The sequence below is a fragment of the Streptosporangium sp. CA-115845 genome, assembly GCF_050943795.1.
Lineage (GTDB): Bacteria > Actinomycetota > Actinomycetes > Streptosporangiales > Streptosporangiaceae > Streptosporangium.
In genome coordinates this window covers 6,563,589-6,580,177 of the sequence record NZ_CP191988.1, presented here as the reverse complement: position 1 = coordinate 6,580,177, position 16,589 = coordinate 6,563,589, and the positions used below count along the sequence as shown (strand labels likewise).

The following is a 16,589-nucleotide window of genomic DNA, read 5'->3' as shown; positions in this document are numbered from 1 at the left end:
TGTTCTTCGTGGAAGGACTAAAAGAACGTTGAAGGCACTCGTTCTGGCGGGCGGCAAGGGGACGAGGTTGCGCCCGCTGACCCATACCTCGGCGAAACAACTGGTCCCGGTGGCCAACAAGCCGGTGCTCTACTACGGACTTGAGGCGATCCGGCAGGCCGGCATCACCAGTGTGGGCATCGTCGTCGGCGACACCGGTCACGAGATCCGGGCCGCCGTGGGCGACGGCTCGCGGTTCGGGCTGGACGTCACGTACATCCCCCAGGAGGCTCCCCTGGGGCTGGCGCACTGCGTCCTGATCGCCGGAGAGTTCCTCGCCGACGAGCCGTTCGTGATGTATCTGGGGGACAACTTCCTGGTGGACGGCATCACCGGTCTGGTGGACGCCTTCCGTGAAGGCGACCACGACGCGCAGATCCTGCTCACCAGGGTCGCCGAACCGCAGTTCTACGGGGTGGCCGAGCTCGGGCCGCAGGGCGAGATCGTCAGGTTGGAGGAGAAACCCGAGTACCCGCGCAGCGACCTCGCGATCGTCGGGGTCTACATCTTCTCCCCGGCGATCCACCAGGCGGTACGGGCGATCACCCCGTCGGCGCGCGGTGAGCTGGAGATCACCGACGCCGTCGCGTGGCTCGTCGCCAACGGCTTCCGGGTCCACTCGCACCTCGTCAGCGGCTACTGGAAGGACACCGGGCGCCTCCAGGACATGCTGGAGTGCAACCGCATCGTCCTCGAACGCGTCGAGCCCGCCATCAGGGGCACCGTGGACGACCTGAGCGAGATCACCGGGCGGGTCGTCGTCGAGGCGGGCGCGGTGGTGGAGAACTCGATCCTTCGCGGACCGATCGTGATCGGCGCGGACACCAAGATTCTCTCCTCCTACGTCGGCCCCTTCACCTCGGTCGGTTCCGGCTGCCTGGTCGACGGCGCCGAGATCGAATACTCCATCGTGCTTGACGGTTCCTCGGTGCGGGGCGTCTCACGCGTCGCGCACTCCCTGATCGGGCGCAACGTCGAGGTCAGCCGCGCGGCCGGGGTGTCCAACACCCACGAACTCATGGTGGGCGACCACAGCAGGATCCAGGTGCGAGGCTGAGAGCTCTCGTCATCGGCGGTGCCGGGGTCGTCGGGTGGTGCCCGGGACGCCTCGGTGTCAGGGCGTCCGCTCCTTGGAGCGGACGCCCTGACGGTGGCATCGGAGCCGGATGTCAGCCGGCCGCCGGAGAACCTCGGCCGGAAAGGGATCGGATCACTCGTTGAAGACCGGGTCGACCCAGTAGTTCGTCGCCTGGTAGCCGAGTGACGGGAAGGCGTCGGTGAAGCCGTACCGGTAGACGCCGTTGGAGCCCTCGGCGCCGTTGGCCAGGGCGACCAGGGAGCCGTTGGCGTACTGCGAGGTGAAGTAGGGCCGGGTCACCGAGTAGTTGCCGGACGTGGTGTGGTAGGCGGCGATGTAGGTGGTGCCGGCGATGACGTTGACGGGGACCGCGAAGTTGACCTGCTGCCAGCCGCTGGCGGTCTCGTTGGTGGAGGTGGCGATGGCCAGCCGCCCGCCGTTGGCGGTGAACAGGACCACGGTGTGGGTGCCGGTGTTCTGCGGGCCCTTGTAGAACCGGATCCCGCTCACCTTGCCGTTCGCCGTCGGCTTGAACTTGACGCCGAGGGTGACCCCCTGCGGATCGGACTGCGACACGACGGCGGGCGTCGCCACCTTGTCCCACAGGCTGTTCGTCGGGACGAACACGACGTCGACCCAGTAGTTCGTCGCCTGGAGACTGCTCGTCGGGAAGGTGCTCGTCGCACCGTAGGTGTAGACGCCGTTGCCGCCCTCGGTGCCGTTGGCCAGGGCGACGAGCGGGCCGTTGGTCCGCGAGGTGGTGAAGTAGGGCCGGGTCACCGAGTAGTTGCCGGACGTGGTGTGGTAGGCGGCGATGTAGGTGGTGCCGGCGGTTATCGGCACCGGTGTCGCGAAGGTGGCCTGCTGCCAGCCGGTGGCGCTCTCATCGGTGAAGGTGACGCTGCTCAGGAGATTGCCGTCGCTCGTCCACAGGCTCCCGGTGTGGGTGCCGGTGTTCTGCGGGCCCTTGTAGAACCGGACGGCGGTCACGGTCCCGCTTGTCGTCGTCCGGAACTTGACGCCGACGGTGATCGGCAGCGGATCCGCCTGTGACACGACGGCGGGCGTTCCCGAGTTGTCCCACAGACTGTCCGAGATGTTCACGGTGACGGGCGCCGACGTGCTCGGTGCGAAGTGGATCGGGGCTTCGTGGTCGAAGGTGTCGCCCCCGAGATAGACGGCGATGATCTGGTGCTCTCCCCCGACGAGGTTGGAGACCGTGATCCGGGCGGGGCCCTGGTCGTCGTGCCAGGCCGAGCCGAGGACCGTCGAGCCGTCCTTGAAGACCACCTCGCCGACGGGCACGATCAAGCCGCTGACCGCCTGCACCGCGGCCGTCAGGGTGACCGGGGACCCGGTCCACGCGGAGTTCGCCGAGGTGGTCAGGGTCGTGGTGGTCGGCGGGTCGTTCGGTACGGTGATGCGGGTGGGCGGCAGGCTGTTGGTGCCCTGGATGGAGACCGTGATGCCGAGCCCGAAGGCGCGGCCGATGACGTTGGCACCGCTGTTCACCCCGACCGAGTTCTGCGCCAGGATGTTGCCGCGGAAGGTGCAGTACGTCCCCAGCGTCGCCGTGTCGCCGACCTGCCAGAAGACGTTGTCGGCCTGGGCTCCGCCCAGCAGGGCGATGTTGCTGATGCTGGCCGCGGTGAGAATGGTCGACTTGAAGATGAAGACGGCGCCCGGATCATCCTGGGCGTCGAGGGTGAGGGTCCCGTTGATCGAGAAGTTGCCGGTGATGCTGCTGTAGACGCCCGGCCCCTTGGTCGTCCCGCCCAGCTGGGAGGGGACGGTGGCGGTGGGCGCGCGCCCGACGATGTCGTTGTAGGCGGCGACCGCGTCGGTCTTGGCCTGCGCCGCGGCGGTGTCGGCCAGGTGCGTGCTGCCCGACACCACGCCGGGAGGGAAGCCGGCCAGGGTGTTTCCCGGGCTTACCCCGAGGTCACCGGTGACCGTGGTGGAGTTCGAGTTGCCGACCGAGGTTCCGGCCAGAACCCCGAAGGAGGCGGCGCTGCCGATGTCCACCGGATCGATCGCGCGCGTACTCCGGTCGGCCGCGTTCGCGCTTCCCGGTGTGCCGGTGACCGCGCCCATCGCGAGGACGGCGACCACGGTCGCCTTCAGCACGGCGCGGCCAAAGGCTCGCGGGCGGCGCAGGGAAAGCGGCAGGCGCCGGGGAAGCCCGGCGTCGGCTGTGGTCGTGGTCGTGTCTGTCATCTGGTCGAGCGCGTCGCGAACGGGTTTTGACATGCGACACAACTCCTCACTGATCTCGTGCTGTGTCAGGCGCCCGGTACGGTCCGTCGCCTGCGAGCTGTCATGAATGAAACTTGAGGCCTCTATCGGGCTCCTGTGTGATTTGTGGTATTAATCCCAGGAGGCGATTAAAGGTCGATTGAAAGGTAAATTGCCGAAAATATTGTCACGTTGGCGAAGGATGCCGCGTGACACGCTGACGACTGTGCCGTGGAGGAGGGGCGCGCGAGCCTGTGCGCGATCAAGAAGGTCATGTCTCGGTATGCGGCTGATGGAAAATTTACTCGACAATACTTCCTGATATTACTTGTTTTTCGGCGTTAAATTGATCTCTGTGCTGTTCAGGAGGGTGAGAGATGGGCGAAGTGGTGTGTAGGTTCGCTCGACCGTCCGCTCGGTTGTCATATGTGCACAAAAGGCATAAGTGTTTATTTAAAGTTGTTGGGCGGCCATTGGGGGCTTTAATCTGTTGTCACCGGAAGGAGTGGTCTCGTTTGCGCGCCTGAATGACTCCGGGCGTCGGGCGACACGCCCGGAGAATGACAAGATGGGCGGTGCGGGAAAGCGAAACTCCTACAGTCGAGGTCGTATCTCATCTCGAATCGACGGGGGTTCTGCCGTGGGAGAGAAACTGGTTGTGGTCGGCCAGGGGTATGTCGGCCTGCCTCTCGCGATGCGGGCCGTCGAGGCGGGGTTCGACGTGGTGGGCATCGACGTCGACGAGCGGAGGGTCAAGCGGCTCAACGCCGCGGAGTCCTACGTCGAGGACATCGGCGACGAGACGCTGTCCGCGGCCCACCGCTCGGGGCGCTACCTGGCCGACACCGACTACGCCGTGGCCGAGGGGTTCGACGTCTGCGTGATAACCGTGCCGACGCCGCTGCGCGAGGGCGTTCCGGATCTGCGCCACATCGGCGCGGCGGGAGAGTCTCTCGCCCCGCTGCTGCGGCGGGGCGCCACGGTGGTGCTGGAGTCCACCACCTACCCGGGGACCACCGAGGAGTACCTGCTGCCGCTGCTGGAGGACGGCTCCGGACTGCGGGCGCCGCAGGACTTCCATCTGGGCTACAGTCCCGAGCGGATCGACCCGGGCAACGCGCGCTGGCGCCTGGAGAACACGCCGAAGGTGGTCTCCGGGATCGACGAGGCCTCCCTGGAGAGGGTCGGGGCGTTCTACGCGAGGATCGTGGACGAGGTGGTCCCGGTCTCCTCGCCGCAGGTGGCCGAGCTGTGCAAGCTCCTGGAGAACACCTTCAGGCATGTCAACATCGCCCTGGTGAACGAGCTGTCGATCTTCGCGCAGCAGCTCGGCATCGACGTCTGGGAGGCCATCGACGCCGCCTCGACCAAGCCGTTCGGCTACCTGCGCTTCACCCCGGGGCCCGGGGTCGGCGGGCACTGCCTGCCGATCGACCCCTCGTACCTGTCATGGAAGGTCAAGCGCAGCCTGGGGCACAACTTCCAGTTCGTGGAGCTGGCCAACGACATCAACGACCACATGCCGGACCAGGTCGTGCGCCGGGTCGGCCTCGCGCTGAACCGCCTGCGCAAGCCGGTCAACGGCAGCCGGGTGCTCGCGCTCGGCCTCGCGTACAAGAAGAACGCCGGAGACTGCCGCGAGTCGCCCGCGATCGACGTGGTCAGGGGCCTGCGCAAGCTGGGCGCGGACGTACGGGCCGCGGACCCGCATGTGGACTGCTTCCTGCTGCCGGAAGGCGTCGAGGTCGTCGCCTTCTCGGAGCGGGAGCTGGCGGCGGCGGACGTGGTGCTGGTCCTCACCGACCACGACCGCTTCGACTACGAGCTCGTCCAGCGGGCGAGCGCCTTCGTCCTCGACACCCGCAACCGCTGCCGCGGGCCCAACGTCGAGAGGTTGTGACCCACCTCGACCCACCTCGACCCACCTCGCCCCGCCGCGCGCCTCCCGCGGGACGGCGCGTCGGCGGCGCGGGGAATCCCGGCCCCCGACAGGCTGGGAGAAGGTCGACGACGGTGACCCCGCCGGGCTCCGCGGGGGCTAGGACTTCAGGACGCGGGCGATCAGCTCCTCGACCTGGCCGTTGAGCCTGGCTCCCCGGGGCCACCCGGCGTAGTGGGTGAGGAAGATGACGATCTCGCGCAGTTCGTCGGGGGTGAGGTCACCGGTCCTCAGCGCCGCGTCCAGCTGGAGCCCGACGACGTCGTCCATGCCCTGCCCGACGAGCAGGCCGACCAGCAGCAGCCGCCGGTCGCGGGTCGAGATCCCCTCTCTGGACCACACCTCGGCGAACAGGTGCTCGACGGTCATCCCGAAGAAGTCGCCCGGCCCGTCCCCGACGTGATCCCAGCCGTAGACCTGTTTCATGATCTCCAATCCGCGCCTCCGGCGGTCAGGAGTGGTGTCATTCGTGTGATCGCTCATGAGGCACTCCGAGTCCGTCGGCCAGCTGTTCCAGGGCGAGGGCGGCCAGGGGGGTCTCCACCCCTCTGGCCCGTGCCAGTTCCAGTGCGAGGGTAAGGTCTTTCTCCCCCAGAGTCCTAACATGTAGCAATATGTCGTACCAGGGATCATCCGGCGTTACAGGTCCCGTCGTCTTCCTCAACATGATCGCCCCCGGGCCGCCGGTGATCGCGTCCGAGTGCCTGACGGCCCGCGCCAGCGCCTTCAGCGAGATCCCGCACGACTCGGCCAGCCGCTGCGCCTCCGCCGCCGCGGCGAACGACGCGAAGTGCAGCAGGTTGCGCGCCAGCTTCGCCCTGGTGCCGGCCCCGGCGGGGCCGACGTGCAGCACCAGCTCCGCCCAGCGCCCGAACGGCTCCTCGCACCGCTCGACCGCCTCCTGCGGGCCACCCACGAACACCGCCAGCCTGCCCTGGTGCGCGCCCATGAAGCCGCCGCTCACCGGGGCGTCCACCACGTGCACGCCATACGGCTCGGCTTCGGCCGCCAGTTCCTCGGCGGTGGACGGGGCGATCGTCGAGTGGACGGCGATCACCGTGCCCGCCCTGGTGGCCGGTAGTCCGGCACGCACGACCTGGCGTACCTGCTCGTCGTCGAGGACCATCACCTCGATCAGATCGGCCTCTGCCATGATCTCCAGCGGGTCCCGCACGGCTCGCGCGCCCTTCTCCACCACCGGCGCGCACGCCTCGGCCCTGATGTCGTGCACGAGCAGCCCTCCGGGCCAGCCGGCCAGGTGCGTGGCCATCGGCGCGCCCATCTGCCCCAGCCCGATGAATCCGAGTCTCAACGGAGAACCCCCTCGTTAATTCGAAGGTCACACGATCGGGGTTGCGTCCACGTTGCGCCGCTCATGACCGGATCACCTGCCCGCCGTCCACGTTGAAGATCTGCCCGGTGATCCAGCCCGCCTCCTCCGACAGCAGGAACAGGCACATCCCTGTCAGGTCCTCGGGCCGGCCGAGCCGCTTGAGCGCCAGGTCACCGACCATCTGCCTGCGGTAGCCCTCGGGGACCACCGCCCGGGTGGCCTCGGTGTCGGTGGGGCCGGGGGCGATCGCGTTGACCCGGATGCCCATGCCGCCGAGTTCGTGGGCGAGCTGCTGGGTCAGGCCGTTGATGCCGACCTTGGCCAGGCCGTAGAAACCGGAGTAGACCCATGCGGCGGTCGACGACTGGTTGACGATCGAGGCGCCCTCGCCCATCAGCGGATAGCAGGCGCGCACGCAGTTCAGCGCCCCGTCCAGGTTCACCGCCATGAACCTCCGGTAGTAGTCCCAGTCCACGATGATCAGGAAGTCCAGCCTCATCCCGCCGTAGATCGCGGCGTTGTTGACCAGGTGGTCGAGCCTGCCGAAACGCTCCCTGGCCACCGAGGCCATCGCCCTCGCCGACTCGGGGTCGGCCACGTCGGTCCTGACGAACACCCCGCCGACGTCCTCGGCCACCCGCTCGCCCAGCTCGGTCTCCAGGTCGGCCACCACCACCTTCGCGCCCTCGGCCGCCAGGGCGCGGACGTAGGCCTCGCCGATTCCCCGCGCGCCGCCGGTGACGATCGCCACCCTGTTCTCGAAACGCATCACCGACCTCCGTGCGGGGTGGCGACGACCTTGCTCTCCAGGTACTCCTCGAAGCCGAGCACGCCCATCTCCCGGCCGACCCCCGACTGTTTGTAACCGCCGAACGGCACGTCCCCGCCGTACCACTGCCCGCCGTTGACGCCGACCGTTCCGGTCCGCAGCCGCCCGGCCACCGCCAGCGCGCGTTCCTCGTCGCCCCCGTGCACCGCGCCCGACAGCCCGTACGGCGAGTCGTTGGCGATCCGCACCGCGTCGTCGTCCCCGTCGTGCGGCACGGCCACCAGTACGGGGCCGAAGATCTCCTCCTGGGCGACCCTCGCGGAGTTCGGCACCCCGACGACGAGGGTCGGCTCGATCCAGAAGCCCCTGTCCCGCTCCGGTGGCCGCCCACCGCCACAGGCGAACGCGCCGCCCTCGTCCACGGCCAGCCGCAGGTAGGACTCCACCCGGTCCCGCTGCGCGGCCGAGATCACCGGTCCGCAGACGGTTCCGGGGTCGGCAGGGTCGCCCACGCCCAACCTGCCCAGCGTCCTGGCCGCGGCGTGCACGCCCTCGTCGAACCGCTCCCGGGGGAGCAGCAGCCGGGTCGTGATCGCGCACCCCTGTCCGGCATGGGTGGCCACCGCGAAGGCCGCCATCGCCGCGGCCGAACCGATGTCCGCGTCCTCCAGCACGATGTAGGCGGACTTGCCGCCCAGCTCCAGGAAGACCCGCTTCACGGTCGCCGCCGCCGAGGCCATCACCGAGCGGCCCGTCGCGGTGGAACCGGTGAACGAGACCAGGTCCACCCGTGGGTCGGCGACCAGCTGGGCGCCGAGCGCGTGCGAGGAGGAGGTGACGACGCCCAGCACGCCGGGTGGGAAGTCCGTCTCCTCGTGGACGATCCGCGCCATGAACTCGGCCACCAGGGGAGTGTCGGGGGCGGGTTTGAGCACCACGGCGTTACCCGCCGCCAGGGCCGGGCCCAGCTTGGCCAGGTTGATCTGGTGCGGGAAGTTCCACGGGGTGATCGCGCCGACCACCCCGGCGGGCTCGCGCAGCAGGGTACGCCGCGACGTCATGCCCATCGGCGCGCTCACCCCCAGATCCCGCGACCACTCGTAGGACTCGGCGAGGTCGGCGAACCAGCCCAGGTCCGCCACCGGAGCGTCCAGCTGGGGGCCGTACGTCAGGAAGACCGGGCAGCCGGCCTCCGCCACCGTCAGCTCCCGCAGCTCGGCGGCGTGCGAGACGAGCCCGTCTCGCAGCTGGCGCAGGCAGCGGGCACGCAGCCGCGGGTCGGCGGACCACACCCCGGCATCGAACGCCTCCCGCGCCGCGCCGATCGCCGCGTCCATGTCGGCGGGCGTCCCGTCGGGGGCCTCACCGACCACCTCCTCGGTGGCGGGGTTGACGCTCGCGAACCGGCCGCTCATCGCCGCCCCCTCACGGCCGGAGCCCGCTCCGGCACACGACCGGAGGACGGCGCGGCCCGTTCCGGAACCCGGCGGGCGCGAGCGGTCGTGGTCCGGTGCGGCGCACGACCGGGACGGCGGCTCACCGGCGGTCCCAGAGCGCGACGGGGGCACCGCCCAGCCGGTACCAGCCGCCGGGTCTGCCGCCGGCGCGCTCCATCCGGCGCTTCATGCCGTCGGTCAGCACGCCCGCCTGGATCATCTCCACGAACAGCGCGGTGGCGTTGCCGAAGTCGAACCAGTCGCGCTGCCACGACCACCTCATCTCACCGGCGTACCTGAACCACGAACCGCCGATCCCCGCCACCTCGTACGGCGTGCCGTCCGGGCGCGTCGCCTCGGCGACCTGCTTCCAGAAGCCGACCACCTCGCCGGCGACCTCGTCGACGAGGACCTTCTGGTACGGGTACCGCCAGCCGTCGAGACCACCCATCTCCTGGCCGAGCGCGATGTCGCGGATCTCCTGCCGGCCCACGGCCATGAACTCCAGCTCGGGTCCGAGGTTCCAGCCGTAGGTGGCGTCCTCGGTGTAGAGGGAGGCCAGCGGCCTCCAGTCGCCGAGGCGTTCGCACTCCCGGTTGGACGACAGCCACAGCCGGACCATCTCGTCCAGCTCTTCGCGGGGGTACATCAGTCCTCCAGTCGCAAGGCCCGGGTCGGGCAGTTCCGCACGGCTTCGCGCACCGCGTCGAGCAGGGTGTCGGGCAGAGGGTCGGGCAGGGCGTCTCGCCGAATCTCCACCACGCCGCGCCTGGGCACGGAGAAGACCTCCGGGGCGGCGAACTCGCACTCGGCGTGCCCCTGGCACAGGTCGGGATCCAGGACGACCCTCATCGGGCCCGCCTGCGGTAGCGGACCGCGCAGGGCTGCCGGAGCTGGACGACCATCTTGCTGTGGTCGTTCTGGTAGCTGTCCAACGGCTGGGCGGGCGCGAACTCCCAGTCCCGCAGCAGTACCGAGAAGATCGCCTTCAGCTGGACCATCGCGAACTGGGCACCCACGCAGCGGTGCCGGCCGGCCCCGAACGGGATCCACGTCCACCGGTTGACCAGGTCCTCCTGGCGCGGCTCCGCGTAGCGCCCCGGCCGGAACTCGTCCGGCGCGGGGAAGTCGTCGGGCAGCCGGTTGGAGATCGCGGGTGAGACGGCCACCAGCTCGCCGGGCTCGACGAGGTACCCGCACACCCGCTGCGGCGTCTTGGCCACCCGCATGAGCAGGATCAGCGGCGGGTGCAGCCGCAGCGCCTCCTTGATCGCCGACTCCAGCGCCGGAATCTCGCGCAGCGCCTGGAAGCTCACCGTGGAGCCGTCGGCGTACAGCGCGTCCAGCTCCCCGGTCACCTCCGCCAGCACCGCCGGGTTGCGCAGCAGCTCGATGAGCGTCCAGGCGGCGGTGCCGGAGGTGGTGTGGTGCCCGGCGAACATCATCGAGATGAACATCCCGGTGATCTCGTCGGCGCCGAAGCGCGGCGTGCCGTCCTCGTTCCTGACCGAGAGCAGCACGTCCAGCAGGTCGCGGTCCTCCCGCGCCGCGGGACCGCGCGAGTCCATGATCTCCTGGACCAGCGCCACGAGCTTCACCCTGGCCTCGTCGCGGCGGCGGAACGACTCGATGTCGGCGTACGGGTCCACGAACGCGATCGGGTCGGTGCCGCGCTCAAGATCGTGGTAGAGGCGTGCGAACCGCACGTCGAGCTGCTCGCGGAACCTCCGGCCTGCTACCGGCGACGCTAGCGCGTCGCGGTTCGGCCGCTGGGATCCGGCTCTGTGCCGATGGCGACGCTGGCGCGTCGCGGTTCGGCCGCTGGGATCCGGCTCTGTGCCGATGGCGACGCTAGCGCGTCGCGGTTCGGCCGCTGGGATCCGGCTCCTTCCCTCGTCGAGTGAGGTCGTTCGTTCCTCACGACCTCACTCTCCTCAGTCCAGTCCCCGGCGCGGCCTCACGAGTCAATGGCGACGCGGTGCGTCGCGGTTCGGCCGCTGGGATCCGGCTCCTTCCCTCGTCGAGTGAGGTCGTTCGTTCCTCACGACCTCACTCTCCTCAGTCCAGTCCCCGGCGCGGCCTCACGGGATGGTCCCTCAGGGCGGTTCGCCTGGTCCTTCCCTGGTATCAGTAGCCGGCGCGGCCTCACGGGCACTCCTCAGTCCGGGGGAAGATGGTTCCGGCCGTGGTGGCGAGGAGGCCGGGGAGGTCGCGGTAGGAGAGGTGGCCCATTCCCGCCTGGACCAGCGCGCCGTAGAAGGCCAGCTCGAAGGCCTGCAGGGCGGCGGGGGAGGCGTCGGTGGCGCCGGAGATCCGCTCGTGGACACGGAGCCCGATGCGGGCACGCAGCCGGAGGACGTTGGGCTCGTCGGCGAGCATCGCGGTGGTGCACGCGGCCGAGAGCGCCGGATCGTCGGCGACCAGCAGCGCCACCGCGCTCAGCGCCTCGGCGGCCCGGTCGGCGGGGGAGCCGCCGGGGAGCGGGTCCGGTTCCGGCAGGTCGCGCAGCCGCCGCCAGAACACCTCCGCCAGCAGGTGGTTCTTGGAGGCGAAGTAGGTGTAGGCGGTGGCGGGCGCGACCCCGGCCCGCTTGGCGACCCCGCGCACCGTCAACCCCTCGTACCGGTGCTCGGCGACCTCCTCGACCGTCGCCGCGGTGAGCCTGCGCACGGTCTCGGCCTGCCGGTCCGACAGCCGGGCCCGGGGCGCCTCGGTGGTCCTGGGCATTGTCGCTCCTCAAACTGGACACCTGTCCAGAAGCTAGCCCACGCCCCGCCCCTTGCCTAGTCCCAAACTCCGGACGCGAGGACGGGTGATGCCCCGGCCGCGCGGCACCGTACGGGGGCGGGGAGTCGTGATAATCGGGGTATGCGGTTCGACGTTCTCGGCCCCACCCGGATCCGGCTCGATGATGGTCGCGCGGTCGTCGTGGGCGGGCCGCGGATGCGCGCGCTGCTCGTGATGCTCCTGCTCGACGTGGGAAAGGTCGTGACCACCGAACGGCTGATCGGCGGCCTGTACGGCATCGATCCGCCCGCGGGCGTCGCCAATGCGCTGCAGTCGCAGGTCTCGCGGCTGCGCAGGGCGCTCGGTGCCCAGGAAGTGATCGAGTTCCACCCGGCGGGCTACCGGCTCGTGGCCGGTGCCGATGCCGTCGACGCCCACCGCTTCGAGCGGCTCGCCGCCGAAGGCCGGCGTCTCCTGGCCTCCGGTGACTGCGGGCGGGCGGTCGAACCGCTGGGCGAGGCGCTCTCGCTGTGGCGCGGGCCCGTGCTCGCCGACGTGGCGGAGTTCCCGTTCGCCCAGGCGCCCTCGGCCAGGCTGGAGGAGCTCCGGCTCGACTGCGTGGAGGATCGCCTGCAGGCCGAGCTGGAACTGGGCCGCCACCGTGAGCTGGTGGCCGAGCTACAGGAGCTGACCGCCGCACATCCCCTCAGAGAGCGGCTGTACGGGCAGCTGATGCGCGCCCTGTACGGCTCGGGCAGGCAGGTCGAGGCACTGGAGGTCTACGACAGGGCCAGACGGATCCTCGGCGAGGAGTTCGGCGTGGACCCGTCGGCGGAGCTGGCCGCCGTGCACCTGGCGGTGCTCAGGGCCGATCCCGAACTGACCGGCGCCCCCGCCGCCGGTGCCGCACCCCTCAGGTCGGGTCTGCGGGCCCCGCTGACCAGCTTCGTCGGTAGGGAAGGCGAGATGTCCGAGCTCCGCGCGCTGCTCGGCGAGGCGAGGCTGGTCACCCTGGTCGGCCCCGGCGGCGCGGGCAAGACCAGGTTGGCCGGTGAGGTCGCCGCCGGGGAGCAGGGGGAGGTGTGCTTCGTGGAGCTGGCTCCCGTCTTCGACGGCGGGGAGGTGGCCCAGGCGGTCCTCGGGGCGATGGGGGTCCGCGACGCCCGACTGCTCCCCGGCCCTGGCCGGCCGGTACCCACCCCCCTCGCCAGGCTGGTCGCGGCGCTGGCCGACCGTCCGCTGCTGCTCGTCCTGGACAACTGCGAGCACCTGGTGGCGGAGGTCGCCGAGCTCGCCGACCGCCTGCTCGCCGCCTGTCCGGCGCTGCGTGTCCTGGCCACCAGCAGGGAGGCGCTCGGCATCACCGGGGAGGTGATCCACCCGGTCGCGCCGCTGCCGGTGCCGGGGGCCGGCACAGCCGCCGGGGAGGCCACGGCCTACCCGGCCGTGCGCCTCCTCGCCGACAGGGCAGCCGCCGTGTGCCCCGGTTTCCGCGTCGACGACACCAACGTCGAGCAGGTGCTGGACATCTGCCGGGCACTGGACGGCCTGCCCCTCGCTCTGGAGTTGGCCGCGGCACGCCTGCGCTCCCTGTCGGTGACCGAGGTGGCCTCCCGGCTGGGCGACCGGTTCCGGCTGCTGTCGCGGGGCAGCCGCACCGCGCTGCCCCGGCACCAGACGCTGCGCGCCGTGGTCGCCTGGAGCTGGGACCTGCTCGACGACGACGAGCGGTCGCTGGCCGGGCGGCTGATCGTCTTCGTGGGTGGCGCGACGCTGGAGGCGGTCGGACGGGTGTGCGGGCTGCCGGAGGCCGAGGCCGTCGACCTGCTGAGCTCCCTGACGGAGAAGTCGCTCATCGAGCGGGTGGGCGGGCGCTACCGCATGCTGGAGACCATCCGCGCGTATTGCGCGGAACGGCTGGCCGAGACCGGCGAGACCGAGGTGCGCCGCGAGGCGCATGCCTCGTACTACACGGATCTGGCGGCCGCGGCGGACCGCCGGCTGCGCGGCGCCGGGCAACTGGAGTGGTTGCGAAGGCTGGACGAGGAGCGCGACGACCTGCACGCCGCGCTGCGCTGGGCCGTCGACACCGGCAGGACCGGGCAGGGGCTGCGCCTGCTGGCCGGGCTCGCCATGTACTGGTGGATGCGGGGCCGTCGCTGGGAGGGCGCGGGCCTGGCCACCGACCTGCTCGGTGTGATCGGGTCGGCCTCGGTGGAGGGGCTGGAAGAGGAGTACGCCCTCTGCGTGCTCGTCGCCTTCGGTGGCGAGTCGCGGTCGCCACGGCTGCCGGCCCTGCTGGATACGGCCGCACCGCTCGTTCCGGCGATCGACCGGCCGTACCGGTGGCCGTTTCTGGCCATGCTGTGGCCGATGTTCACCGGCCCGGCCGCCGCCTTCCGCTCCCACCCGCCGCGGACCTCGGCCATCGCCGACCCGTGGGTTCGGGCCCTGTCCCACTTCGGCTGCGGCTACTTCCAGTTGTACGACGGCGACGCCGGTGGCGCCGAGCGCTCCTTCGAGGACGCGCTGCAGCTGTTCGGCTCCATCGGGGAGCGGTGGGGCAGTGCCCTCACACTCGCCGAACTTGCCGAACTCGCCGACCTACGGCAGGACGTGGCGGCGTCGCGCGCGCTGGCCGACGAGGCGCTCCGGCTGGCCGAGGAGCTCGAATCGGCCGAGGACATCGCGGATCTCATCTGCCGCAGGGCTCTGGGAATCGTGCGTGAAGGCGACCTCGCGACCGCTCACGCCGAGTACCTGCGCGCGGCCGTGTACGCCCGCAGGGCGGGCACGCCCGATGTGATGGCCAAGGTACGGCACGGGCTCGCCGAGGTCGCCAGGCTCCGCGGCGAGCTGGACGAGGCCCGCACCCTCGCCCGCGAGGCACTGGACCTGTGCCCACAGGAGTGGTACGCCGCCGAGGAGACGCGGTTGCGCATCACCGTCGAACTGGGCCGGATCGCCACGTCGAGCGGAGACGGGGCCGGGGCGAGGGTCTGGTACCGCGAGGCGCTGGAACCGGCGCTACACCGCTACCTGCTCGTGGCGGGTTCGGCGATCGAGGGCCTGGCGGAGGTCGTGCTGCTGGAGAACGACGTCCGGGGAGCGGCCCGGCTGCTGGGGGCGGCCACGGCTCTCAGCGGCGCCGCGGCGGCGCACCCGGACGCGGCCCGGGTCACGGCAGCCGTCCGCGCCCGGATCGGCGGCGCCGCGTACGAGGAGGAGTGGCGTGCGGGAACCCGCATGTCGCGGAGCGAGGTGCTTTTGATGATCGAGGCATGACCATGTCCGGGTGATTTCGACCGCGCGGTCGTCACTGGCCGTCAGCGGTCGTCAGCGGTCGTCAGCGGTCGTCAGTGGCCGTCAGTGGCCGTCAGCACGAGGTGCGCGGGCCGTCAGCGCCGACGATCACGATGGCGGGCATGACCGATCACTTCCCGATCACCGACCGTCGCAGGCGGGCGACCCTCGCCGTCGCCTGCCTGGCGGCGCTGCTGCTCTCCGTTGACGTCACGGTCCTGCACCTCGCCCTTCCCCAACTGGTCGCGGACCTGCGGCCCTCGGCCACCCAGATCCTGTGGATCGGCGACGCGTACGGTTTCGCGCTCGCCGGCCTGCTGATCACGATGGGCAACCTCGGCGACCGGATCGGCCGCAGGAGGCTGCTCCTCATCGGCGCCACGGCCTTCGGGGTGGCCTCGGCGGTGACCGCCTACGCACCCACCCCCGAACTGCTCATCGCGGCCCGCGTCCTGCTCGGCGTGGCGGGTGCCACGATCATGCCCTCCACTCTGTCGATCATCCGTAACGTCTTCACCGACCCGAGGCGGCGGACCACGGCGATCGGTCTGTGGAGCGGGATGGGCGCGGCGGGGTTCGCCCTGGGACCGGTAGTCGGCGGTCTGCTACTCGATCACTTCTGGTGGGGGTCGGTCTTCCTGATCAACGTGCCGGTGATGGCGCTCATCGTGGTCGCCGGCCTCGCCGTGCTGCCGGAGTCACGCAACCCCGCCGCGGGGCGGGTGGATCCCGCGAGCGTGTTGCTCTCCCTCGCCGGCGTCACCTCTTTGATCTACGCTGTAAAGGAGGCAGCCGGTCACGGTCTCGCGAATGCCGGAGTACCGGTGGCGGCGGTCGTGGGGATCGCCGCGCTGGTGATGTTCGCCCGGCGGCAGACTCGGCTGGCCGAGCCGCTGATCGACGTTCGTCTCTTCCGGCGCCGGGCCTTCACCGCGTCGGTCGGCGCCAACCTCATCGCCATCTTCGGCATGTCCGCGCTGTCGCTGATCTTCGCCTGGTACTTCCAGCTGGTCCTGGGCTGGTCGCCGCTGCGTGCCGGTCTCGCGGGACTGCCCGGTGGCCTGTCGGCGGCGGTCGGCGGGGTGCTGGCGGCCGGGTTGATCACCCGATGGGGCCGGGCCAGGGTGGTGGCGCTGGGCCTGGCGATGGCCGCCGCGGCCTTCGCCTGCTACAGCCGGGTCGGGCTCGACACCCCCTACCTCTACTTTCTCGTTCCCATGATCGTCTGCGGGGTGGGCATCGGGCTGACGTTCGCGGTTACCAACGACACGGTGCTCGCGAGCGTGCCCAGGGAGCGGGCCGGTGCCGCGGCGGCGATCTCCGAGACCTCCTTCGAACTGGGCGGCGCGTTGGGCATCGCGATCTTGGGCAGCATCCTGACCGGTGTCTACCGGGGCGACCTCCGGCTCCCGGCGGGGGTGCCGGGCGAGGCGACCGCCGCCGCGGCGGAGTCGCTGCCCACCGCTCTGAGGGCCGCCGCGGCGCTCCCGGCCGAGCTGGGGGAGGTCGTCGCCGAGGCGGCCAGGCGGGCCTTCGTCACCTCGGTCGGGGTGACCTCGCTCGCCGCCGCGGTGCTGATCGCGGTCCTCGCCGCGGTCTCGCTCGCCGGTCTGCGCGGCGTGCCCGACGTGATCCCCGAAGAACTCCTTTCCGAACCGCGTAGCTGACCTGTAAGGCGCACGGATCAGGTGGGTGCCGCGGCCCGCCACAATGGGAGCGATTTCACTCGT

The 16,589-nt window shown here is 70.7% G+C and carries 13 protein-coding genes; 4 read left to right on the top strand and 9 right to left on the bottom strand.

Going from position 1 to position 16,589, the window contains the following annotated elements; genetic code table 11:
• Positions 1–28: 28 nt before the first annotated feature.
• Positions 29–1,096 carry a glucose-1-phosphate thymidylyltransferase gene (locus ACQP0P_RS31680; protein ID WP_433361632.1) on the top strand — a complete coding sequence of 356 codons (1,068 nt, stop codon included), beginning with the start codon at positions 29–31 and terminating at the stop codon, positions 1,094–1,096.
• 153 nt (positions 1,097–1,249) lie between these two features.
• On the opposite strand, the gene ACQP0P_RS31675 is transcribed toward ACQP0P_RS31680, so the two are convergent.
• Entirely contained in the window at positions 1,250–3,367 is a 2,118-nt protein-coding gene (locus tag ACQP0P_RS31675; RefSeq protein ID WP_433361629.1) for a DUF4082 domain-containing protein, read from the bottom strand.
• 625 nt (positions 3,368–3,992) lie between these two features.
• Here ACQP0P_RS31675 and ACQP0P_RS31670 point away from each other — a divergent pair.
• Positions 3,993–5,252: a nucleotide sugar dehydrogenase gene (locus ACQP0P_RS31670; RefSeq protein ID WP_433361626.1), complete on the top strand. Its 1,260-nt coding sequence runs from the start codon at positions 3,993–3,995 to the stop codon at positions 5,250–5,252.
• 138 nt (positions 5,253–5,390) lie between these two features.
• On the opposite strand, the gene ACQP0P_RS31665 is transcribed toward ACQP0P_RS31670, so the two are convergent.
• The 8 genes from ACQP0P_RS31665 to ACQP0P_RS31630 all read right to left on the bottom strand — a co-directional run bounded on the left by ACQP0P_RS31665 (position 5,391) and on the right by ACQP0P_RS31630 (position 11,556).
• On the bottom strand, positions 5,391–5,717 hold the full coding sequence (locus tag ACQP0P_RS31665) for a carboxymuconolactone decarboxylase family protein (protein WP_433361623.1): 327 nt from the start codon (positions 5,715–5,717) through the stop codon (positions 5,391–5,393).
• Between the two features lie 37 nt (positions 5,718–5,754).
• Positions 5,755–6,603: an NAD(P)-dependent oxidoreductase gene (locus tag ACQP0P_RS31660; protein WP_433361620.1), complete on the bottom strand. Its 849-nt coding sequence runs from the start codon at positions 6,601–6,603 to the stop codon at positions 5,755–5,757.
• Positions 6,604–6,664: 61 nt separating this feature from the next.
• On the bottom strand, positions 6,665–7,393 hold the full coding sequence (locus tag ACQP0P_RS31655) for an SDR family oxidoreductase (protein WP_433361617.1): 729 nt from the start codon (positions 7,391–7,393) through the stop codon (positions 6,665–6,667).
• On the bottom strand, positions 7,393–8,808 hold the full coding sequence (locus ACQP0P_RS31650; protein ID WP_433361614.1) for an aldehyde dehydrogenase: 1,416 nt from the start codon (positions 8,806–8,808) through the stop codon (positions 7,393–7,395). The genes ACQP0P_RS31655 and ACQP0P_RS31650 overlap by 1 nt, the downstream gene beginning before the upstream one ends.
• A gap of 121 nt (positions 8,809–8,929) precedes the next feature.
• Entirely contained in the window at positions 8,930–9,478 is a 549-nt protein-coding gene (locus tag ACQP0P_RS31645; RefSeq protein ID WP_433361611.1) for a hypothetical protein, read from the bottom strand.
• Entirely contained in the window at positions 9,478–9,681 is a 204-nt protein-coding gene (locus ACQP0P_RS31640; protein WP_433361609.1) for a ferredoxin, read from the bottom strand. The genes ACQP0P_RS31645 and ACQP0P_RS31640 overlap by 1 nt, the downstream gene beginning before the upstream one ends.
• The gene (locus ACQP0P_RS31635) at positions 9,678–10,535 is read right to left on the bottom strand and encodes a cytochrome P450 (RefSeq protein WP_433361606.1); all 858 of its coding nucleotides are present in this window, start codon (positions 10,533–10,535) and stop codon (positions 9,678–9,680) included. Before ACQP0P_RS31635 ends, ACQP0P_RS31640 begins: the two co-directional genes overlap by 4 nt.
• A 439-nt stretch (positions 10,536–10,974) precedes the next feature.
• Positions 10,975–11,556, bottom strand: coding sequence for a TetR/AcrR family transcriptional regulator (locus ACQP0P_RS31630; RefSeq protein WP_433361603.1), 582 nt, complete (start codon positions 11,554–11,556; stop codon positions 10,975–10,977).
• A gap of 141 nt (positions 11,557–11,697) precedes the next feature.
• Between ACQP0P_RS31630 and ACQP0P_RS31625 the strand changes: the two genes are divergently transcribed.
• Positions 11,698–14,841 carry a BTAD domain-containing putative transcriptional regulator gene (locus tag ACQP0P_RS31625; protein ID WP_433361600.1) on the top strand — a complete coding sequence of 1,048 codons (3,144 nt, stop codon included), beginning with the start codon at positions 11,698–11,700 and terminating at the stop codon, positions 14,839–14,841.
• A gap of 140 nt (positions 14,842–14,981) precedes the next feature.
• On the top strand, positions 14,982–16,526 hold the full coding sequence (locus ACQP0P_RS31620; protein ID WP_433361597.1) for an MFS transporter: 1,545 nt from the start codon (positions 14,982–14,984) through the stop codon (positions 16,524–16,526).
• The last annotated feature ends 63 nt before the right edge of the window (positions 16,527–16,589 follow it).

What these genes read in the sequence shown, in the direction of transcription:
- ACQP0P_RS31675 (WP_433361629.1), bottom strand. Translation starts at nt 3,367, where the DNA reads ATGTCAAAACCCGTTCGCGACGCGCTCGACCAGATGACAGACACGACC.
- ACQP0P_RS31665 (WP_433361623.1), bottom strand. Translation starts at nt 5,717, where the DNA reads ATGAAACAGGTCTACGGCTGGGATCACGTCGGGGACGGGCCGGGCGAC.
- ACQP0P_RS31655 (WP_433361617.1), bottom strand. Translation starts at nt 7,393, where the DNA reads ATGCGTTTCGAGAACAGGGTGGCGATCGTCACCGGCGGCGCGCGGGGA.
- ACQP0P_RS31650 (WP_433361614.1), bottom strand. Translation starts at nt 8,808, where the DNA reads ATGAGCGGCCGGTTCGCGAGCGTCAACCCCGCCACCGAGGAGGTGGTC.
- ACQP0P_RS31645 (WP_433361611.1), bottom strand. Translation starts at nt 9,478, where the DNA reads ATGTACCCCCGCGAAGAGCTGGACGAGATGGTCCGGCTGTGGCTGTCG.
- ACQP0P_RS31640 (WP_433361609.1), bottom strand. Translation starts at nt 9,681, where the DNA reads ATGAGGGTCGTCCTGGATCCCGACCTGTGCCAGGGGCACGCCGAGTGC.
- ACQP0P_RS31630 (WP_433361603.1), bottom strand. Translation starts at nt 11,556, where the DNA reads ATGCCCAGGACCACCGAGGCGCCCCGGGCCCGGCTGTCGGACCGGCAG.
- ACQP0P_RS31625 (WP_433361600.1), top strand. Translation starts at nt 11,698, where the DNA reads ATGCGGTTCGACGTTCTCGGCCCCACCCGGATCCGGCTCGATGATGGT.
- ACQP0P_RS31620 (WP_433361597.1), top strand. Translation starts at nt 14,982, where the DNA reads ATGACCGATCACTTCCCGATCACCGACCGTCGCAGGCGGGCGACCCTC.